This is a genomic window from Phormidesmis priestleyi ULC007, from assembly GCF_001895925.1.
In the GTDB taxonomy this organism is placed as follows: domain Bacteria; phylum Cyanobacteriota; class Cyanobacteriia; order Leptolyngbyales; family Leptolyngbyaceae; genus Phormidesmis_A; species Phormidesmis_A priestleyi_A.
The window spans coordinates 14,292-37,417 of record NZ_MPPI01000045.1 but is presented as its reverse complement, the minus strand read 5'-3'; the positions used below and the strand labels follow the sequence as shown (position 1 = coordinate 37,417).

The following is a 23,126-nucleotide window of genomic DNA, read 5'->3' as shown; positions in this document are numbered from 1 at the left end:
CCCTCCCATTACTGGTTGAACATTCCAAGGCGGACATCTGCCTGAACACTGACAGGGAAGGGCTTTTGAAGTCCTTCCAACTCCCCCGAACGACTTCGAGTCGCACGTCTAACTAGTATTTCTGCCGTTTGGACTCCTGCCAATCGGCATAACACCCTTTATAGGAGAATTATGCCGTGTGGAAGCCGGATAACTCCTACTTTTTAAGGTTCTATACGGAATCTTCACAGGATAACTCCTCTATTTGGGTAGTTATACCGAGGACTTTCAAATTTTCCTTTCTAGAACTGGGAAAACTCTGCTTCCCTACCTCTTAAAATGAACACGCCATTATGCTGGGTCGATCGGACTCCTGCTATCCCACGATCGAAACCCTTGAAATAACCATTAGACCTTCTAGCATTCCAAAAAGCAAAAAACTCCTGTAGAATACATCGCAGTGATGGAGTTGTGCCCCGGAAATCTGATCTGGACAATCAGACTCCGAGGACTTCCATCCCTAGTTACACCAACTAACTCAGGAGGCGTTCATGATTGTACACCGTCAGCTTTGCTATGGGATCTTGAAAGGCTGGAATCAAGATCCTGCATACATTCTTTACCCACACGGAATATCTGAGAAATCAGTGTTTTTGTCCTCTTTGAATTAACCGAGAGGACAAAAATATGGGAGTTAGGACGATCGTGCCTAGCTCGATTTCGTTCACTGTTGAGTTACGTTGCTCAATTGAAAAACGTTATCGAGTTAATGTTACTTTGGATTTGCAAGAGCGTTACATCTTCCTCTCGTCTGGCATTCTCGTGAATGTGAGCGACAGCATTGAAGATTTCGTTTCACAACTGAGTGAGATTGCGTCCAATCAACTGGCATTGTTCAAATGGGATGGCATGAGTGATTTGACGACTGAATATCAAATTGTTCGAGTGTTGCCCGGTTATCAAGTTGAACGTTCTTTAGTGAAATTCAACATTGTTCTGGGTGATGGTTCACTCATTCAAGTGGAGGAGTTACACAACAAAACTACGATTCAACTGTAGGAAGTTAGGGAGTCGGCATAGATCCGGTGAAGTTCTCTACCTCACAGCAGGTTCACAACCCAGTACTTCATGTTCACGCGGCTCCCTAACATCAAACTATGAACGTCGATCGCTACTTAGAAATAAAGTGTGCCCACACTCCGCCATCCGGGCCAGCCACTTCATCGACATAGCTATAAGGATATAGACGCTTACGACCCTCAGTGTTAGAGTAACCAGACATCGCATCGCCCCAAGGGTCATTCACAATGTAGCCCTGGGAGGTAAACCCGATCGCCGTGATAATGTGTCCCCCGTGCGTAAACAGCCCGCATAAAACGACAGGACGACCATTGGTCAGTTCTTCTTTAACTTCTTGCCAGGTGCGGTTGACGCTAAAGCTGGGCTTAAAGCCATAGGACTGAACCAGTTGCGAAAGGACATTGTGATTCGTTTGAGCACCTTCTCCGCCTTTGTTGAGACACCACTGCAAGAGTTCATCTTCTAGCTGACCGCCGTTTTTAGCGCGAATGCCGTAATAGTAAAAGACCATCGCGATCGAGGTAACATTACACGTTGCCCAGTAATAGCGCGGATTATCTCGCTGAGAGAAGTAAGGCACATTAATCTCAACCGTCGGCGGAATCGGATTAAACGGTTTACCGCCGCGTTTCATCTGCACAAAACTCGGAAAAACAAAGCCCGTATTGCCAAATCCTGGCAACTCTTCGGTGAGCGAAACCTTGATATGTCCGCCTTGAATCGCATAACTAGACACGCCATACAATGTTCCAGCCGTGAAACTTGTTCGCTCTGAAGCTTGTAGCTGCGAAGAATCAATGGGACGCTTTTTGAAAATCGTAGGCGTGAGCGCTGTCACCGTCAAAGCATCTGAGTCATAAGGAATCGATTTGCCGTTGCGCTTAACTTGAGCAAATTTCCAATAGACAAATCCGGTGTCGCCAAAACCTGCGATCGGTTCAGCCAACTTGACGCGAAAATGTCCGTTCACACACGCATAGCCTGTGATGGCGTAGGTTTGTCCCGCCACTGCATTAATCTTCTGATTGGCGGCGAGGGTTGAAGAATCTCCTAACTTTGCTTTGAGAATCGTCGTGGTGTTGATCACCAACTGAGCCGTCACCGAGACATTAGGAACGTCTTCAAGGTTAAAGCGAAAGATTTGAGTGCCTTTGCTGAGTTGAACGTGACTATCGTAGAAATAGCCAAAATTGCCGATCGGAGCAATCGTTTCGCCCAACTCTAGCTTGACGTGACCATCGATCGAGCCATAGCGATTAACGCTAAATGTCTGTCCGGCTTTGACCAAAACTTTCTGCTGATCGGTGAGTGTCGATGAATCAGCCGGAGCCGCTTTAAAGAACGTATCTTGTAAAACTTTGAGCGTTAAAGATTGCCCGATCGTCAGCGGGTCACTGCTCACCGTAATATAAAAAACCCGATTTTCAATCATTTTACCCGCGCTATCAACACCTTTCAAACGCAGCCATCGCGATCCTGCCGTAGAAAATCCATTGGGCATTGTCACCTGCCAGGTTCCGTTACTGGTTGTGACATTGAGCGGAAATTTATCTTCGGCAGACAGCGTAACCTGAGCGATGCGCGTTGCGTCATAAGTGCCTTTCAGCGTCACAGGTTTGTTGATCAAAACCTCTTTAGGGCCTGAATAAGTTGGAGGAGCCGTGACCCCTGGTGATGAGAGGGTGCTAGTCGCGGTTGGATCGGTCATAGGAGTCGCCCCGAATAGAGTGAACAGTGCCGCAAAAATATCTTTGAAAAACGGCTTGAGTATGCAGTTTCGCGAGACTATTGCTCGACGATCGAGCCAGGAATTCTAACAATTTAGCTCAATTGTTCAAGCCTGACTCATCTAAGAGAGAATGCTCTCGCTCTAAATCAAACTTAAGAACTTCATGAAGTTGCTTCACTAAAAAACGTCTCAACTCCAGAAAGAAATTAGAAGGGAGCATCTGCAAAATGTTAAGAAAGGATTTAGCGATTATCTTAAAAGTCAAGCGGGTAGAGGAACACAGGCGCACGATCGCCCAACACCCAACGTTTCCCTTTCATCCGTCCACTATCGTAGTCTAAAGGGGCAACGCCGACTAAAGTCGCAATCTGTTGATTCGTGAGTTGTCCCAATTCATCAAATCTCATGACCCACCTTAATCGCTTTTCCCGAAAGGTAGACTAGGAGCAAAATGAACACGGCTGAACTATTGATTCGATGCCTAGAAAATGAGGGCGTAAAATACATTTTTGGGCTACCCGGTGAAGAAAATCTTCACGTTTTGGAATCCCTTGAGAATTCCTCTATTCAATTCATCACCACTCGTCATGAGCAGGGCGCAGCCTTCATGGCAGATGTCTATGGGCGCTTGACCGGATGTGCGGGAGTGTGTCTCTCGACGCTCGGCCCAGGGGCGACTAATTTGATGACTGGGGTGGCAGACGCAAACCTCGATCGGGCCCCACTCGTCGCGATCACCGGGCAAGTTGGCACCGATCGCATGCACATCGAGTCTCATCAATATCTCGATCTGGTGGCGATGTTTGCCCCCGTCACTAAATGGAATGCTCAGATCGTTCGCCCTAGCAACACCTCAGAGATTGTGCGGAGGGCATTCAAAATTGCTCAGACCGAAAACCCCGGTGCTGTTCACATTGATTTGCCTGAAAATATTGCCGCGATGCTCGTTGAAGGCAAACCATTAACGACGGGCGCGATCGAAAAAACCTACGCTTCGTTTCACAGTATTGAGAAAGCCGCGATCGCGATTGCCGAAGCAAAAAATCCGTTAATTCTGGTGGGGAATGGGGCGATTCGCGATCGTGCCAGTGAGATGGTGACTAAGTTTGCGACTCAACTCAATATTCCGGTTGCTAACACTTTTATGGGCAAAGGCGTGATTCCTTACACTCATCCTTTAGCGCTATGGGCAGTTGGTTTACAGCAACGTGACTATATTAGCTGTGGCTTTGATCAGGCTGATTTGGTGATCGCGATCGGCTATGACTTGATTGAATATTCGCCCAAAAAGTGGAACCCTAACGCCGATATTCCGATCGTGCATATCAGTGTCACCCCGGCTCAGATTGACAGCAGCTATATTCCGATCGCCGAAGTGGTGGGAAATATCTCAGATGCGCTGCAAGAGATTTTAAATCGTGTCGATCGTGCAGGCAAACCCGAACCGTATGCGTTAGAGCTTCGGGCTGAAATTCGGGCTGACTATGCTCAATATGCTGGTGATGATGGCTTCCCAATCAAGCCGCAAAAGCTGATTTATGATCTGCGGCAAGTCATGGGGCCTGACGATATCGTGATTTCAGACGTGGGAGCGCACAAGATGTGGATGGCGCGTCACTATCACTGTCATCGTCCCAACACTTGCATTATTTCTAATGGGTTTGCGGCAATGGGCATTGCAATTCCGGGTGCGATCGCTGCCAAGCTGGTGCATCCCCAACATAAAGTAGTTGCGGTCACGGGCGACGGTGGTTTTATGATGAACTGTCAAGAATTAGAAACTGCGCTCAGAATCGGAACGGCATTCGTCACGATTATCTTTAACGACGGCGGCTATGGGCTGATCGAATGGAAACAAGAAAACCATTTTGGACATTCTTCATTCATTAAATTTGGCAATCCTGATTTTGTAAAATTTGCCGAAAGTATGGGTTTGAAAGGATATCGAATCGAGTCCTGTGCTGACTTAATTCCGACCTTAAAAGAAGCGCTGGCTCAGGATGTCCCGGCGGTGATTGACTGCCCGATCGACTATCGAGAAAATCTCCGATTTACTCAACGCGCTGGCGATTTAACTTGTAAAATTTAGCCTTTAGGATCGTGGATTAAATAACCTGTCAACCTTGTCATCAACCCTCTTGATTCGTCCTGGCTGAGATCTTCGCCCCCTAAATCCCCCATTCTGGGGGACTTTGAAACCGGGAATCTTGGCTCAAAGTCCCCATCAACGGGGGATTTAGGGGGCAGAAGCCGCTGAGAACGAAGCCATCAACGAAATTATGTACACTCTAGTTGAGTACGAGAAGTTGCCCCTTAAAAAATCCACGTTCCTTAATGACTCACTGGCATCAATTTCTCTAAATCTAAGTCAGCGGCAACTTGAGCGAGTTTTGTCAGATCGGTTGGATCAGATAAAAAAGGAATCAGTCCTAAAACAGGAACATGGGTCAGCGACTCGATCAAGTCCGCAGGTGCCCAGTCTTCAATCTCCTGCTCAGAGCAAGGCTTGACACAATTGAGAACAATGCCCTTGAGATGAACGCGGCACGATCGGGCTAAAGCAACATTGGCAACTGCTTGCCCGATCGCGCCCAACTTCACAGGCACTACTAACACCGTTGCGATCCGCCAATCCCAGGCTAAATCTGCCACAGTGGTTTCTCTGGTGATTGGTGAACCCAACCCGCCCAACGATTCCACTAAAACCCAGTCTCGTTTTTGGCGCAGTGCCTCAAAACTCTGCCAAACCTTTTCTAGTTTGACGCGCTTCCCTTCTTTTTCAGCCGCTAAGGGAGGCGCGATCGGCGCTTCAAAATAGAGTGGGTTTAACTCCTCTAAGGTTTGATCCAACGAGAAAAGACGACTGTAGAGTTCACGATCGCCCGTTCCAGTCTGAAGCGGTTTCATCACGCCGAGCGATCGGGGTTTGCAATAAGCCTGCCAATAGGCCACGAGCGCACTCGTTAGAACGGTCTTTCCAACGTCGGTGTCAGTTCCGGTAATCAATAATGCGTTCAAACAAAGCTACTCAAAACTTCTCCTACTTTACCGAATATTGACATCAAACTGAAAGTCGGTGTCTTGACTGGCAATCACATCAATCTGATAATCACCGCTTCTAGACAGTTGACCCTGCCAGTTGACGACCCCAGAAGAATCTTCTACTAATCTCCCGTTCGGATAGCGAATTGCCAGAGTTGCCGCACCTGAATTGAGTTGCACACTCAAGGTCTGACCTTGTTGGGCACTCACCAAATAGCGCCGAATCACCGATGGAGTCGTTTGACCGTTGACCTGCGTCCCCGTTTGCCCTGCTGGAAAGCTAACTCGCTCAGTTTGAACGGTAGGAGTGACACTAGGCGAAGGAGTTGGGGTTGGCGTTGGCGGAACGGGAGCGGGCGCTGCTTGTAGATTGACATCAAGCTTATAGTCTGTTTTGGAAATTCCTTGTACGGTTCTGAGTTGAATCGTGTAATCGCCCGTGAATGGCAGTTCGCCATCCCAGCGAGAGACGCGACTCGCCCGATCGTCCACTGGGTCTCTTTGATTGGGTGCCAACACACTCAGCAATACTCCCTCACTAGATAGCGCCGCACTCAGCGTCTGTCCCTGTTGCCCTGGCACCACAAAGTTTAGAGTTTCATTGGCTTTCAACGTGCCATTCCTAGATGCATTTTCGCCCGGTGCTAGATTAAGACGCTGTTTATAAGTGACAGGCTCACTGCTGGGGCTAGGAGACGGCGACGGACGAACGCTCGGCGTAGTAGTTGGGCTAGGAGACACGACGATCGTCTGACTCGGCGTGGGCGTGGGCGTAGACGGATTCATCAGAGCACGCACCAAAGTCCAAGAACCCAGACCCGTTAGCAACACTAACCCGGTGCCGATCGCGCCCACTGCCCAAGGGTCATCCCACAGAGAGCTACGAGTCGGAATCGTCGGATCCGAGCGAGTGAGATTAGTCGGCGTGGTGGTCGGATCGATATCTGCACGTCGCCCCACCGCCATAGTATCCATGCTTGAAGGCGGTGGCTGCTGGGGCTGAGTGGCAATGGGTGGGGGCGTTTGCGGCACTGGCGTGACATTGGGCGGAAACTGAAGCGCCTGAAGAACGTCTTGAGAAGATTGATAGCGATCGGTCGTGCGGTAGCTCAACATCCGATTGATCACCATCCCAAACCCTGGAGTGACGGTGACTAATCGCTGCCAGCGCCAAGTCATCGTGGTTTCATCAAACAATTCTTGTGGCTCTCGCCCGGTGAGCAACACTACGGCAGTCACCGCCAACGCATAGAGATCACTGTTGGGATAGGCGCGCCCCGTCTGCATTTGCTCAGTCGGCGCATAGCCCAACTTGCCGACGGTCGTTGATTGTCTAACCGTATCGGGAGACTGAATCCGAGTTGCCAGTTCTTTGACTACGCCAAAATCGATTAAGACGGGGAGGCGATCGCTCTGCCGCAGCATAATATTATCGGGCGCAATGTCACGATGAATAATGCCCTTACCGTGAATGTAGGACAGCACTGGCAACACCTGCTGCAAAATCTGAATCACCTCGGCTTCTGAGAAGACATAGCCCTGAGTTTTGCGTTCGTCGAGGAGGGTGCGATAGGTTTTGCCCTCGACATAATCTTGCACAAGAAAAAATCGCTGGTCTTGCTCAAACGTTGCCCTAAACTGCGGAATTTGCGGATGCTGAATCTGATAGAGAATCTGAGCTTCTCGCTGAAACAGTTCTTTAGATTTGTCTAGCGCATAGGCGTTGTCTTGCGGCGGAAGCAATTCTTTGAGGGCGCACAGTTCGTTAAATCGTCCCTGATCTTCTGCTAAATAAGTCCGACCGAATCCTCCTTGTCCTAAGATGCTCAAGACGCGATAACGGTTCTGCAAAATAGCTCCGGTAGGAATAGCGGTTTGCATAGTAGATTCAATCACTCACGTTTCAATAATGTTAGACAGGTAGAGGGCATCTTGAGTTTCAGACCCGGTTGACTCAATGACTTGACCCGATGATTCCAGTCTAAAGTTTACCGTCCAAATCAAAACACGCTGCACTCCCCTTCATATTCTGGCAGTGCAGGGTCGGGAGTAGCTACAGCTTGTAGGGCACAGGCTACGGATTGCGACTAATAATGTAGAGGCTCTAGCGACTCAACTTAGATTTAACGAATTCTTGAACTTTTCTGCCGTCGGTTTTGCCCTTCAACTGCTGCATGGCGGCACCCATGACTTTGCCCATATCTTTTGCAGAGGTTGCCCCAACTTGAGCAATAATGTCGTCAATCGCCTGAGAAACTTCAGCGTCAGAGAGCTGCTGCGGCAAAAATTCTTCTACGATCGCCAACTCTTGCGCTTCTTGCTGGGCCAGATCACTGCGTCCAGCGTTTTGGTATTGCTCGATCGAGTCTCGACGCTGCTTTGCAACTTGCACCAATACTTCGGTTTCCTGTGCTTCTGTTAGATCAGTTTGCCCCAACGGACGAACGCTCACCTCTTTCTCTAGCAGCCCTTTCTTAATACTTCGCAACGTTTCTAGCCGCACTTTATCTTTAGACTTCATTGCCGCTTGAATGCCTCCAGTGATCGTGTCTTTCAGGCTCATACGAGATATTTCCTTTTTCTTGGGGATCTCAAGATAACTCAAACGAAGTTAGCAGAGTAGCCGATTTTTTGGGCGCTAACGATCGATAGGTGATCTTTAACGATCGGCAAACTGGCTAATTGTTGGCTTCTAAATACCTGATTCTTAGAAGCGTATTCGTTGACTAAAATCAATTTGTTTTCTCTTAAAGTCCTCGCCAAGATTTTTCTTTGAAGCATCACAAATCTTGGTCGCAGTTGATGACTGGGTTTAACGATCGTAGAAGATATTAAATTCAGTTTGGCTCATTAATTGTGAAACTGATTAGCCGCTCTGCTAATGACTCTATTCATCTGTCAGATGATGATTGCTGCGACTAGAACGATGGCTCCACAAAAGACTCAGTCTTTGTCAAAAGTTATTTCAAGTTTTATTGCCATTAATAAAAACTGTAGATTGTCAAGATTCAGGAGGACGTTTCTAAGCCTCAATGATAAGATTGCGATGAACGCGCGTTCGAGGGCTTAGTGTGATCCGTTCTGCAACGTTAACTGCTCCTGCTGCTTTTCCAGCAGTTCCTGACAATAATCGTCTCCGACTACTTTCTGGCTCGGCGAATGTTGCCCTTTCGCAAGAAGTTGCCCGCTACCTGGGAATGGATTTGGGACCCATGGTGCGAAAACGGTTTGCGGATGGGGAGCTTTATATTCAGCTTCAAGAATCGATTCGAGGCTGCGATGTCTACTTGATTCAGCCGACTTGTCGCCCAGTCAACGACCATCTGATGGAATTAATGATCATGGTCGATGCCTGTCGGCGGGCTTCGGCGCGGCAGATTACGGCAGTGATTCCTTATTATGGCTATGCGAGAGCCGATCGTAAAACCGCAGGTCGTGAATCGATTACGGCAAAATTGGCGGCTAACCTGATCACCCAGGCGGGTGCAAGTCGCATTCTGGCGATGGATCTGCACGCTGCTCAAATTCAGGGTTATTTTGATATTCCGCTCGATCATGTCTACGGTTCACCCATCTTGATCAACTATCTAGCCAATAAACAGCTTCCTGACATTGTGGTGGTGTCGCCCGATGTGGGTGGGGTTGCCCGTGCCAGAGCCTTTGCCAAAAAACTAAATGACGCGCCTCTGGCAATTATTGATAAGCGTCGTCAGGCACACAACGTTGCAGAAGTGATGAATGTGATTGGAGACGTGCGCGGCAAAACTGCCGTGTTAGTCGATGACATGATCGACACGGCGGGCACGATTACGGAGGCTGCTAAAATTTTGCGCCAGCAAGGAGCGCGGCAAGTCTACGCCTGTGCAACTCATGCGGTGTTTTCTCCGCCTGCGATCGAGCGGCTCTCAAGCGGTTGCCTTGAAGAAGTCATCGTGACAAACACGATCCCGGTTGCCGAAGCAGACCGCTTTCCCCAACTCACCGTTCTCTCGGTGGCCAATCTATTAGGCGAAACCATTTGGCGGATTCATGAAGATACGTCAGTCAGCAGCATGTTTCGCTAAACCTCACGAGTGAGCATTTTATCAGGGGTCAGTTGTCTCTAGGTTGGCAACTGACCCTTGATTGTCTTGACGGGATCATCAATTTTTAGCCGCTCCCTTTCTGCACGGACATGGCACTGCCGTGTCCTCCTGCAAATCTGTCGCGTCAATCAAATGGGACTCACTCAGCCATCTGATTGATTGTCCTACGTAAAGGCCGGATTAGCAGAAGCGTCTGCTATGGCTTTATCCTGCGTAAAATCAAGGAGTTCTCACAAAATTGCAGTTTTAATCTATCTGGAGGCTGATGCCGTTCATATATGAAAATATCTAATCATTCAGATCAGTTTTCTCGCTGATTAAGAAAAGATATGATTCGTGCGGTTTCGCTAATTTTCTGATCTAGCTTCTACTGAACGCAAAAATATCTTGCCCGCTATGCTCCGAGTTGTTCTTGTTTATCCTCAAATCCCGCCCAATACGGGCAACATCGCTCGTACCTGCGCGGCTACTGGCACCGAATTGCATCTCGTCGGGCCATTAGGGTTTGAGATTAGCGATCGCTATCTTAAACGCGCTGGGCTAGACTATTGGCCCTATGTCAACCTGCATTACCATCCCTCTCTGCAAGACTTTCAGACATTTCACCAACAGCAAGGTGGGCGATGGGTGGGCTTCAGCACTTCAGGAAGCTGTAGCTATATTCAGTTTCAGTATGCTGACGGAGATTGGCTATTATTTGGCAGCGAGACTCAGGGGCTTCCGCCTGATGTGTTATCTCTGTGTTCTACCGTGGTTCGCATTCCCATGAATCAGCCTAACGTCCGCAGCTTAAATCTCTCTGTCAGTGCCGCTGTTGGTTTGTTTGAAGCCCGCCGCCAGTTAGGCTATTTAGAGTAGGAAAAGAGGGCTGATGGGCTTCTCGATGAGGAGGGTGAAAAAAGGGCTTAAGCCTTTACTCTAAAAGACTTATAGCTTCCTTAAAGGCAGCAGCACTGCATATATATAGCAGCACTGCATCTATATATATGTATCTATTTATTGGCAAAGCCGTGTTGGAGAAATGACACCTGTTCGCCTTGAAAGATAGTTCGCTCAGAAAGCGCTTCCTTAACATAACCGTAGGTCTTTAGATAAGTTATCTAGAATACTGAATTGCAACGGTTCAATAAGAAATTTGTATATGAATATAAAAACCTTCTAAATAGGGCTGTAACTTAGCCTTTGACCTTAAATGGTTTACCTGCTTGACGACTCGTAACCCTACAGGAAAGCACTCTAGAGAGATTGCGTGAGCTTATGCCAGGTTCGTCTTTCCCACTCAAAGTTGGTCTCGCCTACATGATTCTACGGTTGATGGTTGAGCCACCTTTGCCCTAACTTCAGGTCATTGCATGCTGATAAATGCTGACTTGATGAGGAATTTGTGATTGGTTTAGGCATTTTTGAGCAGATTCTCATGCGTCTCGACTAAACATGAATTTTTGGCGAGTCATCTCTGCTCTGATGTTGCAATCTTCGCAGAGTAGGTTAAACTCCTGTTTGGATTTGTCCATGTCGGACGACTGCCAGTTCCCTGTCACGATAAGTTGACATTGGCTAAGAGAATCTGTTATCGGTTTAAGGCAACTCGATCGTTTAATTTTGTTGAATGATGTGAACTTGTCTAAATCGAAAAAGCAGGGTAATCTTGCCTAAGTGTATTTACCGAATGTGATCTCGATCGCTTTTCGGAGCAGCAATGATCACTGACAAATGGTGAATTCAATGGCTCAAGGACAGTTAAACGCTGGTCATTTAGGAGGTCGTTTTTTGAAACGAGCATTCCCGCAACAAGAATCAAATCCTGTTCCGTTCTCTGTCACCGACGATGGTGCCTTGACCGAACAGCCTAAGCAAACGCTCCCTGATGCAAACCGCCGGGTTCGCACTTCCGCCGCTATGATTGGGCTTGCTGCCATCTCAATGGGTGCTTATAGCCTACTCGCTCCGCAGCAAGGTGATGCCGCAGTCGCCGCCGAGCCTGTAGCCACAGAGCCTATTCTTCCAACCGTTTCTAACTCACCCGATGTTGCAGTGATTTCCACTGCACCCGAAGTTCCCACTGCAACGACTGTCTCGACCATTCCAACCGTTGAGCATACGGTTCAAGAGGGTCAGACGCTCTGGAAGATCGCCAAGTTTTACAAGGTTGACATCAATCGGCTTGCGATCGCAAACAAACTGCGCTCTAACGCTGTGCTATACGTGGGGCAGGTTTTGGAAGTTCCTGGAGAGGGGCAATCTGCTCAATTTCCTGCCAGCCAAGAAATCGCTAAATCAGAATCGAGTGGTGAGGTCGCGATTTCGCCAGCCGAGCCTGTTGCCATCGTCGCTTCCAGTGAGCCAAAGGCTTATGCTCCCCAAGAGGCTCAACAATTGCTCAAGTCTCGTCAAGATGTTGCAGTGGCAAACCTGAAGCAACAACGGGATCGCTTGAAGCTAAGTCTGGCGGAGTTGAAGTCTGAGGAGTCTAAGAACGCATCAAAGCCCGCTCAAGCCGACCTTCAGAAGCCTGAAGCAGTCGGGTTAGTGAGCTATCAGGTCAGCCCAGGAGATACTCTGACCGCGATCGCTCAAACTCACGGCATCTCCTACTCAGAGCTAGCTAAAATCAACCAACTGACGAACCCCAATCTGCTTGAGGTCAACCAGTCTATCAAGGTTCCTCAAGCCCAATCTGCCTTGGCTCCCCAATCTGCGGCCCCGGTGCAGGCAGCATCTCTGCCTCTTGAGAAAAAGGCTGCTTCAGCGTCGCTACCGACGGTGCCCAGCCTGACGATCGCGAATAGCCCAGCGCCTGTGGCTCTACCCACTAATCAAGCTGACATTCCCTTAGGAATTGGCGGGGATGCTTCTCAGTTTGCGCTAAACCCTGCTCGATCGCGGGGGCGGTCTTCTTTCACGGGTAGCCAAGCACCTGTGAACGATCGTCAAGATGATAGTCAGCAATACGTGAGCAGCCTGGTTTCTGAAATTGTCAAACTGCGTGAGAAATACCAGTCGAAACCAGTCAGTTTTCGGGCTAGACATCAAACGCCCGCTCGTGCTCAGGCTCCGGTTCCTGCTTCGCTGTCTTTGAGAAACGCACGTCGCGTCAACCCAGAGTTTAAGCCAAGCCGCAACTTAGAAAGTCTACAGGCAGAGCTTCGGAGCTTGCAAAGCGCTCGCAAAACTGCATCTGGCTCTCAAACTAAGCTGGATGCCCTTGTTGCAGATGCCCCTAAGCCCAAGCCTCAACTTGTCGCAATAGCTCCCGCCGGGTCAGAAACCTATGCCCCTCTAGTGCGCTCCTCGGTGGGCAAAATGGTTTCGCCTGGTCTGCCCCCTTTGGGCAAACCAGACGCATATTTGCCAAGCAATAATGGCAAGTTTAATGGCTATATCTGGCCTGCAAAAGGAATGCTGACATCAGGTTACGGCTGGCGCTGGGGACGAATGCACAAAGGAATCGATATCGCGGCTCCGGTTGGAACACCTGTTGTTTCTGCAGCCCCTGGTAAAGTCATCACTGCAGGATGGAATGATGGCGGCTACGGCAACCTGGTTGAAGTGCAACATGCTGACGGAAGTGTGACCCTTTATGGTCACAACAGCCGCATTCTGGTAAAGGTAGGTCAAGCCGTTGCTCAAGGTCAGCAGATCGCTGAGATGGGGAGCACAGGCTATAGCACGGGTCCTCACTCTCACTTTGAAGTTCACCTCCCAGGCCGGGGTGCCGTCAACCCAGTTGCTCATCTGCCGCAGTTCCGAGGATAATTTCCTCTGTTTGTTATCTTTTGTGAGGAGCTTTATGGCTCCTCATTTTTGTCCGCTAGAAATCAATGTAGATTTCTAGCCTGCATTTGTGGTACTCTATTAAATACGATAAAAAGTTTGGCTCAGTAGCTCAGTGGTTAGAGCAGGGGACTCATAAGCCCAAGGTCGCAGGTTCAAATCCCGCTTGAGCCATTTTCTAGATAAAATAGAATATCCCGTAACGCCCATTTAGTAGGGGTTACGGGAATTTTGCTGTTTTGAGACACCCTGTAACACCCTTCAATACCCTCTACTTTTTAGTCACATTTTAGGCAAATGATTGAAGGAAGATTGGCACAGGCTAACGGGCGGCTGAAAGCATCAAACGTAGGTGTCAGCATCAAGGCAAGAGGAAATCGGCTTCACCTCAGAGCAACTTTTCCCCCTAAACCAGACTCAGATAGAGAAGCCGTCTCAGCAACGTCTGATGCTGAGGAGCGATCGCCCCTTGCTCCCTATCTCATCTCAGGAGAAATCTCTAGAGCCTGCTCGCAGCGTTTAAGGTGCCATCGGTAGGTCGGTCTAGCAGCTTGTGGACGGGCGATGTTTCTCCAGTAAATATTTTCTTTCAGGAGTCCTTCACGACGAAGTTTCCAGAGAGGCTCGTCACCGAATCCCAATGCTTTACAAACTACGCCCGTTGGCACCCAATCAGAGGTTCTACTCATTTGCACCTCCCCATAGATCCAGTTGCACGTATTTTCTAGCCTCTACGATCTGCTTCCATTCACGTTCTAGAAAGATAGTCAGGTTCACGAATTCCCCTAGAGATAGGGAATAGCGCGATCGTTGCCACTTCTTAAACAGTTCATTGTCCCAGTACGCTAGTTGAAACTACCCACTTTAGTGGGAGACTTTAGTTGCTGCTCAGTTCCCGACGGCTTGAGCGGGGTGACATGGTAGGTTTGAGAAAAACCATCATGACAGAACAGCGACGAGGCAGTCATACCGTAACTCGGTTAACGGTAGATCTGGTGTGGGTGACAAAGAATCGATATCCGGTGCTCAAAGGGGAGATCCAGAAACGGTGCCGAGAACTGATTATGCAGATTTGTGATGCGGAAGACGTGAAGATCCTGAAAGGGGTCGTGAGCAAGGATCATGTGCATATGCATATAGAGTATCCCCCCTCTAAGAGTATTAGTGATCTAATCCGGCGGATTAAAGGGCGAAGGTCACGGTTATTGCAACAAGAGTATCCAGAGTTGCAGAAGCGATGTTGGGGGAAGCACTTTTGGGCAATTGGGTATGGGGCATCAAGTACGGGAAATTTAATGGAGGAACTGGTACAGGAGTATCTTAGAGCATCATCGGCACCCGTCCAATCAGGATCACGACACTTTCTTACTCGAATGAGTTAACTTGGGCTTTCAGCCCTTGAGGAACCTATGCACTGAAAGTGCATAGTGGTTCATTTCAATACCAGTTTTACCGCCCTCAATTTGGCGAAGCTCGACGTGCAGCACCAGCACCAGGGTCAAGACCCATTGGTGTTCTCGATGGCAAGCGTCAAACGCCGGGCCCTCAATCACCATCTACTCGAACGATTTATTGTCAACTAGACTTGGAGCCGAGTGTGATTAAATCTCATCCCAACTACTCAACCCTTTGTGATTACGGCACTATCGCCGCCTAAAACTGTCCGGAGTGTTGCTACGAAAAGAATACATTTTTGAGGTGTGCTGCGATCGCCGTCAACTTCAAACCTTTCAAGTTTTTTTGAACGATTGGCAAACGTACAGTTCAGATAAGAATAAATATCCGATTACCTTATTCGCATTTCGATCTGCTGCTTTAATCTGGCGGCAATCCACAGAGAACGGGATTTCTAAACTTCAGCCTTACTTAAAATGTACAGTAGACCACAAGCGCTTATCTGCTAAGGGAGCCGAACCTAGAGCGGAGGAAATTGCGAAGGTTCGCAAAAACTCGCAAATTATAAGGCGAAACAGCAAGGTGGAGAAGAGCTAACGGAGGATCAGCAGACAGATCTCAAGAAAACGAGAAGTCAACGAGCAGGTCTCAATTATCCCTACCCACGTCCCTCTAATGTGGAATTTGTCTGCACGCTGAAGCTGCCTAGCTAGGACAAATAGCTCATTCTTGAAGTATGCGTTGAAGCTATCTAAGAGTACAGACTATACGAGTCAAATAAGCCATTCGTTCTCCGTTCAAAATTCTCGAATACCCTGGTATCAATAATGGTGGATAGAAAGGCGCACTTCCTTCGCATGCAGAGAATTTGAGAGGCGATTTACCTCCTTCAAGGTTTAGCTGATAGGTGTAGAGACCCGGTCTTTGCTGTTTATTCTTTAACAAGAGCCTTAAAGAACTAGTTTTTTATCAGTGAGAATAGCCTCAAAATCTTGGGAAATAGCCCGAAGCATCCGAGAGGTAACCCTTCCGAATTATTCCCTGACAAGAGCTATAGAAAACTGACAAATAGCTCTGAAAGATACACTTGAACTGCATTCTTGAACCGTATGGGCGATACTGGATTTGAACCAGTGACCCCTTCCGTGTGAAGGAAGTGCGCTACCACTGTGCTAATCGCCCGGATGTGTGAGCTATTAAACTTTTCTAAAAAAGCTATTTCTACACTTTCATTACTATATCACTTCTAATCGCGTGTTCTGCAAAAGACTCTCAGCGCTCTTCATGAGAGAGTCTCAAACTAATTAGTTGACACTTCATCTCAATTCTTTTATAGTACCTGTGTACTAACTGGGTGAATCTGAACGCAATCGGGGACATATAATCGCAGCCCTTCACGCATCAGTATAAAGGAGAAGCCAATGACCAGTGTAGAAACCAGACAGGTAAAAGCTAAAAAAGAAACGACGATCGCCCAACCAGATTCTCCTGAAGTGGAATCACCCGTTCGCTCTGCTCCAACTCGATCGCTGGCGCTAGATGGTGGAAATTATGATCTAAAGTTTTGGGATGGGACTGGGGTTCCGAAGGCAATTCGCTCCATTCGATTTCAGGTTCCGCAGGGTCGAGATCCGGTGCGCTACTCCGATAGTTCTCCTCTGATTGAGTTGCCCGACGGCAGCCGCTATCACTTTGGCACACAGGCCTATAAATATCGCAGACAGCAGCAAACTGTGGTTGAAAATAAGGTTGACTTGGCACGGCTGCATCTTTATGCCTGTCTAGAAGCAGACAGAGCCGCCGAAGATCTTTGCCAGTTTCACCTGCAACTCCATGTCTCAACCCCCGAACCTGCTAAAAGTCAGGAGTCTCTGCGATCGCAACTGATGGGCGTACACGAGTTTAAGCGCAACGGCATTCCCTTTCGGGTGACGGTCGATCAAGTTGAGATTGAGCGAGAAGGCTTGGGTTCGTACCGCTACGCGCAGCGGCTAGGGCTGATTGCAGAGAGTGGCTATACGATCGTCGTGGATATTGGCGGTGGCACCTGGATCACTCGCTTGATGGATGCCGAAGGTGACGTGATTGACGAAAACGTCATGGATCGCGGCGGAGCTTATGAACTGGCGACCGCAATCAGTTTTGATAAGCGATTATCAAATCTTTTGGGAACGACGGCTGACCCCGCGATCGTCATGGATGGGTTTAAAACTGGACACAATTACGCGGATACGGGGTTGTCTTGGTCGTTGTGGCTCGATGACTATCTCGACCCGTGGTTTAAAGGCATCTTTCAGACTATCAAAGCTCAATACACGCCATATATGGCGCGGGTGACGCGGTTTTTGGTGACGGGTGGTAGCTCTCATCTGATTACGGAGCGGTTGGCAGGTCGCAAGCTATTTGCGGTCATGCCCGAACCTCAGTTTGCAAATGTTCGCGGTCTATTTCCCATTAATGAAGGATTGCAGCTATGTATGACAACAAAGTGAGACTCAGCGAAGACGTGTTAGAAAAGGCAGAAATGATTGCCTCAGAGTGGGGCTTGAAGAATGCGAGAGCCGCGATCGAAGCCGTTTTTCGCAAGTATGCCGATGATTATTTATACGGTCGAACCAACTTTGGAGGCGGAGGAGAGACGATCGTGCCCTTTAGACAGGTGAATTCGTCGAATGAGTGTGACGCGCTAGATGAATTAGACGAATTGTTGGGAATTTAGCCAGGTTTCAGGGAACAGCTTGATCCCTGAAACCCTCCATCACTTTAAAAGTTAGCTGAAATCTTGCAGCATTCTTAGTCAGCCCGCTGACCCGCCCTGAACTGAAGTTCGGGCTGAGGGTAGCAAGTCCGTTTCAACGGACTAAAAGCGAGTCCCCGCCAGTTCTTCAGTTCAGGGCGGCACAATGCTATGAACCACGGGTTCTCATCGTCCAGATGCCACAGGTGAAAGATCTCAGTTAAGCTTCCTGGGGCAGTTCGTCCCACAAAGAGGTGGTTTGGTGCAGACTAAGATGATTTCCGTTACCTAGAATTAGGTGGTCTAGTAACGGAATTCCTAGAAACTGGGCACCTGCAAGGAGTTGGCGAGTCAGGGAAATGTCTTCAGGGCTGGGTTCGACATTGCCAGATGGGTGGTTGTGGGCAACGATCACACGAGTTGCCCCTTGACGAATCACTTCTCTAAAAATGTCGCGAGGATGGGCGAGGGTCTCTGTGGCAGTGCCGATCGTAATGATCTGCGTCCCAATTAAACGGTGTTTGGTGTCGAGCAGCAGCACTGCAAAGCGCTCTTGGGGTTGCCACATGAGATCGTTGCTCAACGCCGCCGCCGCCACTGCGGGGTCATCAATTATGGTTTTTTCGGGCGGTCGAGATTGATAGACGCGTTTGCCAAGCTCGATCGCGGCTAAAATCGTGGTTGCTTTCGCTGGGCCAACCCCCGAAATTTTGGTCAATTCTTGAATGCTGACTTCTCGCAAAACGCCGAGTGGGTCGCGCTGGTGCTGGCTCAATTCCTGCAACATAAATTGCCCTAGCCCGACCGCCGAAAGCTTTCCGGCTCCCTGCCCGGTGCCCAATAAGATGGCAATGAGTTCTGCTGTAGAGAGAATTTTGGAACCTTGCGCCATCAACCGTTCGCGGGGTCGTTCGCTCATAGGCAGATCGGCGATTCTCAGACTGTAGGTCATGATTGGACTCAGGGCGTTGATTCGGTGGAATACATTGAGTAATCCCTGAGTGGAGGGAAAAGCGACAAAAACAATTGCAAACGCTACTTACGCATTGCATTCGCTCCAGAATCGAGTAGATTCTCTTATAGGTTGATTTAAGGGAAGTGTGAGATGTTGAATCGATTGAATGGCGCGATCGCGACTGTGCTTGTGATTGCTGCTTGGGTTGCGGGGGGGCAGTCAGCGTGGGCAGTTCGCAGTCAAAACTATACGCCTGACCAGTTTGTGTCGGTGCTGTTTGGGTTCGGGTATCCCGTCACGCCAGGGACTCCGTTAATCGATGTCAGAGTTCAGCAAGCGATTCGAGATTTTCAGACGCAATATCGGTTGCCTGTTGATGGCACTCTAAATGCCCCAACGCAAGATAAGGCAGCGAGTTTGGTGAGCGACTTGCAGACAAATCTCAACCGCGCTATGCAGCCTAGCCCGCAGCTACCTGGCAGCCAGTTTTATGGAGCGCAAACTAAAAATGCGGTGGCGTTATTTCAGCGCCAAAATAAGTTGCCTGAAACGGGGATTGCCACACTGGAAACCTATCAAAGACTGCAAGATATTATCAGCGATGCGATTCCGCTGCCGGGGCAACCCACGACTCCGATTGCTCCAACGGCTCCGCCCGTAAGTTCGGTTCCGATCGGAACGCTCTATAACGAAACTGATTTTCGAGCCGTGCTTTTGGGGTTAGGCTATGACGTGAACCCGGCTAAACCGCTTAACGATGCGCCTGCTGTTCGGGCGATTCGAGACTTTCAGCAGCGATATGGTTTGTCAGAAACTGGGAGAGCCGATCAACCGACTCAGGAGAAAGCGGCGATCGTGGTTAGAAATCTCAGAAATAATTTGAAAACCGTATTGCGAAATAATTTATCGATCTTTCCGTTTTATGATGACGTGACACAAGCCTCAGTGCGGCAGTTTCAGACACAGGCAGGTTTGCGAGTCGATGGAATTGCCACTCAAACCGTTCGCGCTCAATTAGATGCGACAGCCAGGCGGGTGAGGTAATTTCGGGCATTGCTGTAGGGGCAATCCCCCGTGTTGCCCTCCGTCAGGGGTAGGCACGGGGGCGCGACCCCTACAGCAATTTCATTTCCATGAGCCACGATCCTAAAAAAAGCGCTGCCGACTGACCCAATCAGCAACGCCATCGCGAACCCACTCATTGCAAAGACGACTATTCGGTGTCGTCGTGGGCAAATCGGTTATAGAGGAAATCTAACGCGTAGTTCCGCAGCTTATAATATTCAGGGGCTTCCATGATCCGCGCCCGATCGCGGGGGCGACGAAACGGAATGTCTAACACTTCGCCAATGTCAGCCGCAGGGCCGTTGGTCATCATCACTAAGCGATCGGCGAGAAATAACGCTTCGTCAATGTCATGGGTAATCATCAAAACCGTACAGCGATGATCGTTCCAGATTTTGAGGAGTTCTTCTTGCAGTTCTTCTTTGGTGATGGCATCCAGTGCGCCAAAGGGTTCATCTAAGATCAGCACTTCAGGGCGAATCGCTAACGCCCGTGCGATCGCTACTCGCTGCTTCATGCCGCCCGAAATCTGCGGTGGCTTTTTCTCCATTGAGTCTGCCAGACCGACCATTGCCAGATGTTCTTTGACAATGCGCGTTTTCTCAGCTTTAGACTTTTCGGGATACACCGAATTCACGCCCAAATAGACATTCTCAAATACACTTAGCCAGGGCAACAGGGCATATCCCTGAAAAACCACCATGCGATCGGGCCCCGGTTTGATGATCGGTTTGCCTTGCAGTCGTACTTCCCCCTCAGTCGGGTGAGAAAACCCACTGACCATATTCAGCAGCGTTGATTTACCGCAGCCAGAGTGACCAATGACGCAAATAAATTCGCCTTGATGAACGGTGAGGTTTACGTCTTTAAGAACGGTGTAACTGCCATCTTTAGTAGGATAGACCTTAGAGACGCGATCGACGACCAGAAAGGGAGTCTGATTAGCAGAAGAATCAGCAGCCTGTAAATTTTGAATTGCTGTAGTCATTGCCATTTGCGTTGCTGTTAACGTTTGTATCCACGAAAAATATGTAGGGGCATGACATTGCCGTGCCCTCCATATTGCCGTGCTGAATAGCGGGATGATTTAGGTAGGGGCAATCCCCCCGTGGTTGCCCTCCGTCAGGGGTAGGCACGGGGGATTGCCCCTACAGCCACATCGCCTCCGATTAAGCCGATCGCGCCAGAGGTTTCTCGATCGCAACTTCTGCCATATAAATATCGTGTTTGATTTTGAGATTGTTGAGATATTCGATCGGGTCATCGGCACTAAAGTTGACCCCATCAAATAGTTGAATCGCGCCTCGACTGTAAGTGAGATCTGACAGCCCTAACTCTCGTGCAGCAATGCTAAACACATTAACTTTGCTGACTCGCTCTAAAATCTCGACCCAGTTGCGAGGAAACGGAATTTCGCCCCAGCGCGCCATCTGCGTCATCATCCACAAATGCTCGGTGCGACTGGGACGGTTGACCCCTTGCCCATAAAACTGGTGGTGAGCATATTCTTTAGGCGACGGGCGAAGATCGCAGGTTCGATTATTAGGGTCGCCGAGTTGAATGAAGTCCAATTCACAGCTTAAATATTCGCCGCGTGAAAGAATTTCGCGAATCTCATCATGATTGGCTTCATCGGTGCAATAACGACACGCTTCTAACAGCGCTTTCACGAGCGCCACATGCGTGTTGGGATAGGCGTTTGCCCAATCTTCTCGCACTCCCAAAACTTTGCCAGGATGACCATTCCAGATCTCTAAATCAGTGGCGATCGTATAGCCAATTCCCTCAACTGCCGCGCGAATATTCCACGGTTCGCCAACACAATAGCCATCAATGCTGCCTGCTTGTAGGTTAGCGACCATTTGAGCCGGGGGCAACGTCGTAATCGAGATGTCACTATCAGGATTAATTCCACCTGCTGCCAGCCAATAGCGCAGCAATAAATTGTGCATTGACGCAGGATGCACTACACCGAAGATATGCTGTTTATCAGCCGTGTCTAACAGCATTCGCTTCAGATCATCTAACGTGTGAATGCCCTGATCATAAAAGCGTTTATCAAGCGTAATCGCATTCCCGTTGCGAGTGAGTGTGAGGGCACTAACGATCGGAATCGATTTGCCATCCATGCCGCCGACGGTCATCCAAACGGGCATCCCCGACGGCATCTGAGCCGCATCGAGATAGCCGCCTGCAATGCCATCCTGAATGCCGCGCCAGCTTGATTCGCGCACCAGATGCACTTCGTCTAAGCCGTGGTGAGCAAAGAATCCTTTTTCTTGGGCGATCGCTAACGGCGCACAGGCCACGAGAGGGACAAAGCCAATCTCTAGATTGATTTTCTCTAACCCGTGACGCGCTACAGCGGCCGTCTTTCTAGCACGCAGTTTTTTAATTTGCTTTTGCTGATTGAGAAAGTAAATAATTTCGCTGCGATAGCTGTAGTAATTGGGATGACTAATTACCTCCATTCGCTTGCGAGGTCGAGGAATCTCAATGTCTAAAATCTGACCGATTTTAGATTCGGGCCCGTTGGTGAGCATGACGACGCGATCGGACAACAAGATCGCCTCGTCAACATCGTGCGTCACCATCACAGTAGTGACGTGATTTTCTTCGCAGATTTCCATCAGCTTTTCTTGCAGGTTGCCACGAGTCAGGGCATCGAGTGCGCCAAACGGCTCGTCGAGCAGCAAAAGTTTGGGTTTGATGGCAAAGGCACGGGCGATCGCGACTCGCTGCTTCATGCCGCCAGAGAGTTGATCAGGTGGCTTATCTGCCGCGTGGCGCAGCCCTACCATGTCGATGTGATGTTCGATAATTTCACTGCGTTCGGCAGCAGGCAGATGTCCCAAAACATTCTTAACTGCCAGCTCGATGTTTTGCCGAACGCTCATCCACGGCAGCAGCGAATAGTTTTGAAACACGACCATGCGATCGGGCCCCGGCTTGAGCACTTCTTCGTCTTCTAACATCACCACTCCATCAGTGGGCAAGTCTAGCCCAGCAATCATGTTGAGCAAGGTCGATTTGCCGCAACCAGAGTGACCAATGAGAGAAATAAATTCGCCTTTTTTGATCTCTAAATCAATCCCTTTGAGCGCGATGTAGGTATCGCCATCGGCAAGGGGAAACACTTTTTCAACGTTTTCAACCGCAACAAAATGAGTCATGGCAAGGTTACACCAATTCGATTTGTAAATGTGACAGATTCGCGAGAGGGCACGGCAGTGCCATGTCCATACAAAAGGGGCGCAAGGTGGTGTAGGGGCATGGCATACCGGG

Annotated in this window: 19 protein-coding genes, 2 tRNA genes and 1 pseudogene; 11 read left to right on the top strand and 11 right to left on the bottom strand. The window is 49.1% G+C overall.

Features of this window, described 5'->3' with window-relative positions; genetic code table 11:
- Window positions 1–666: 666 nt before the first annotated feature.
- Entirely contained in the window at window positions 667–1,038 is a 372-nt protein-coding gene (locus BRW63_RS23275) for a hypothetical protein (RefSeq protein WP_073074769.1), read from the top strand.
- Window positions 1,039–1,150: 112 nt separating this feature from the next.
- On the opposite strand, the gene BRW63_RS23270 is transcribed toward BRW63_RS23275, so the two are convergent.
- Both BRW63_RS23270 and BRW63_RS28560 read right to left on the bottom strand, forming a co-directional pair.
- The gene (locus tag BRW63_RS23270; protein ID WP_073074768.1) at window positions 1,151–2,767 is read right to left on the bottom strand and encodes a C39 family peptidase; all 1,617 of its coding nucleotides are present in this window, start codon (window positions 2,765–2,767) and stop codon (window positions 1,151–1,153) included.
- Between the two features lie 275 nt (window positions 2,768–3,042).
- Window positions 3,043–3,195 (bottom strand): hypothetical protein, encoded by a 153-nt coding sequence (locus BRW63_RS28560; protein ID WP_181314471.1) that lies wholly within the window; start codon window positions 3,193–3,195, stop codon window positions 3,043–3,045.
- 44 nt (window positions 3,196–3,239) lie between these two features.
- On the opposite strand from BRW63_RS28560, the gene BRW63_RS23265 reads away from it, so the two are divergent.
- The gene (locus BRW63_RS23265) at window positions 3,240–4,877 is read left to right on the top strand and encodes an acetolactate synthase large subunit (RefSeq protein ID WP_073074767.1); all 1,638 of its coding nucleotides are present in this window, start codon (window positions 3,240–3,242) and stop codon (window positions 4,875–4,877) included.
- Between the two features lie 242 nt (window positions 4,878–5,119).
- On the opposite strand, the gene bioD is transcribed toward BRW63_RS23265, so the two are convergent.
- The 4 genes from bioD to BRW63_RS29700 form a co-directional block, all read right to left on the bottom strand.
- Window positions 5,120–5,806, bottom strand: a complete 687-nt coding sequence (gene bioD / locus BRW63_RS23260; protein ID WP_073074766.1) for a dethiobiotin synthase — start codon at window positions 5,804–5,806, stop codon at window positions 5,120–5,122.
- 27 nt (window positions 5,807–5,833) lie between these two features.
- Window positions 5,834–7,711, bottom strand: coding sequence for a serine/threonine-protein kinase (locus BRW63_RS23255; protein WP_073074765.1), 1,878 nt, complete (start codon window positions 7,709–7,711; stop codon window positions 5,834–5,836).
- Between the two features lie 223 nt (window positions 7,712–7,934).
- Window positions 7,935–8,393, bottom strand: coding sequence for a GatB/YqeY domain-containing protein (locus BRW63_RS23250; protein ID WP_073074764.1), 459 nt, complete (start codon window positions 8,391–8,393; stop codon window positions 7,935–7,937).
- Between the two features lie 38 nt (window positions 8,394–8,431).
- Window positions 8,432–8,566, bottom strand: a complete 135-nt coding sequence (locus tag BRW63_RS29700) for a hypothetical protein (RefSeq protein ID WP_262983568.1) — start codon at window positions 8,564–8,566, stop codon at window positions 8,432–8,434.
- Window positions 8,567–8,901: 335 nt separating this feature from the next.
- Here BRW63_RS29700 and BRW63_RS23235 point away from each other — a divergent pair, with 335 nt between their 5' ends.
- The 4 genes from BRW63_RS23235 to BRW63_RS23220 all read left to right on the top strand — a co-directional run bounded on the left by BRW63_RS23235 (window position 8,902) and on the right by BRW63_RS23220 (window position 13,863).
- Window positions 8,902–9,894 carry a ribose-phosphate pyrophosphokinase gene (locus tag BRW63_RS23235; protein WP_073074761.1) on the top strand — a complete coding sequence of 331 codons (993 nt, stop codon included), beginning with the start codon at window positions 8,902–8,904 and terminating at the stop codon, window positions 9,892–9,894.
- Between the two features lie 417 nt (window positions 9,895–10,311).
- Window positions 10,312–10,773 (top strand): tRNA (cytidine(34)-2'-O)-methyltransferase, encoded by a 462-nt coding sequence (locus BRW63_RS23230; RefSeq protein ID WP_073074760.1) that lies wholly within the window; start codon window positions 10,312–10,314, stop codon window positions 10,771–10,773.
- 912 nt (window positions 10,774–11,685) lie between these two features.
- Window positions 11,686–13,671 (top strand): peptidoglycan DD-metalloendopeptidase family protein, encoded by a 1,986-nt coding sequence (locus BRW63_RS29695; protein ID WP_181314472.1) that lies wholly within the window; start codon window positions 11,686–11,688, stop codon window positions 13,669–13,671.
- Between the two features lie 119 nt (window positions 13,672–13,790).
- A tRNA-Met gene (locus BRW63_RS23220) sits at window positions 13,791–13,863 on the top strand.
- A 302-nt stretch (window positions 13,864–14,165) separates the two neighbouring features.
- On the opposite strand, the gene BRW63_RS28555 is transcribed toward BRW63_RS23220, so the two are convergent.
- Window positions 14,166–14,378: a hypothetical protein gene (locus BRW63_RS28555; RefSeq protein ID WP_073074757.1), complete on the bottom strand. Its 213-nt coding sequence runs from the start codon at window positions 14,376–14,378 to the stop codon at window positions 14,166–14,168.
- Between the two features lie 252 nt (window positions 14,379–14,630).
- Between BRW63_RS28555 and tnpA the strand changes: the two are divergent.
- Together tnpA and BRW63_RS27340 are read left to right on the top strand one after the other, a co-directional pair.
- Window positions 14,631–15,066, top strand: a pseudogene (gene tnpA / locus BRW63_RS23205) (IS200/IS605 family transposase).
- A gap of 50 nt (window positions 15,067–15,116) precedes the next feature.
- Window positions 15,117–15,272, top strand: a complete 156-nt coding sequence (locus BRW63_RS27340; RefSeq protein ID WP_181314473.1) for a hypothetical protein — start codon at window positions 15,117–15,119, stop codon at window positions 15,270–15,272.
- Window positions 15,273–16,194: 922 nt separating this feature from the next.
- On the opposite strand, the gene BRW63_RS23200 is transcribed toward BRW63_RS27340, so the two are convergent.
- Window positions 16,195–16,266 (bottom strand) — tRNA-Val (locus BRW63_RS23200).
- 239 nt (window positions 16,267–16,505) lie between these two features.
- Between BRW63_RS23200 and BRW63_RS23195 the strand changes: the two genes are divergently transcribed.
- Window positions 16,506–17,576 carry a ParM/StbA family protein gene (locus BRW63_RS23195; protein ID WP_073074756.1) on the top strand — a complete coding sequence of 357 codons (1,071 nt, stop codon included), beginning with the start codon at window positions 16,506–16,508 and terminating at the stop codon, window positions 17,574–17,576.
- Window positions 17,558–17,803 (top strand): hypothetical protein, encoded by a 246-nt coding sequence (locus BRW63_RS23190; RefSeq protein ID WP_073074755.1) that lies wholly within the window; start codon window positions 17,558–17,560, stop codon window positions 17,801–17,803. Before BRW63_RS23195 ends, BRW63_RS23190 begins: the two co-directional genes overlap by 19 nt.
- Window positions 17,804–18,041: 238 nt before the next feature.
- Here BRW63_RS23190 and radC read toward each other — a convergent pair whose 3' ends face one another.
- Window positions 18,042–18,773: a RadC family protein gene (radC, locus tag BRW63_RS23185; RefSeq protein ID WP_073074754.1), complete on the bottom strand. Its 732-nt coding sequence runs from the start codon at window positions 18,771–18,773 to the stop codon at window positions 18,042–18,044.
- Window positions 18,774–18,926: 153 nt separating this feature from the next.
- Between radC and BRW63_RS23180 the strand changes: the two genes are divergently transcribed.
- The gene (locus BRW63_RS23180) at window positions 18,927–19,820 is read left to right on the top strand and encodes a peptidoglycan-binding domain-containing protein (protein WP_073074753.1); all 894 of its coding nucleotides are present in this window, start codon (window positions 18,927–18,929) and stop codon (window positions 19,818–19,820) included.
- A gap of 169 nt (window positions 19,821–19,989) precedes the next feature.
- Here BRW63_RS23180 and BRW63_RS23175 read toward each other — a convergent pair whose 3' ends face one another.
- Entirely contained in the window at window positions 19,990–20,835 is an 846-nt protein-coding gene (locus tag BRW63_RS23175; protein ID WP_455566663.1) for a nitrate ABC transporter ATP-binding protein, read from the bottom strand.
- Window positions 20,836–21,010: 175 nt separating this feature from the next.
- Window positions 21,011–23,014: an ABC transporter ATP-binding/substrate-binding protein gene (locus BRW63_RS23170; protein ID WP_073074752.1), complete on the bottom strand. Its 2,004-nt coding sequence runs from the start codon at window positions 23,012–23,014 to the stop codon at window positions 21,011–21,013.
- Window positions 23,015–23,126: the final 112 nt, after the last annotated feature.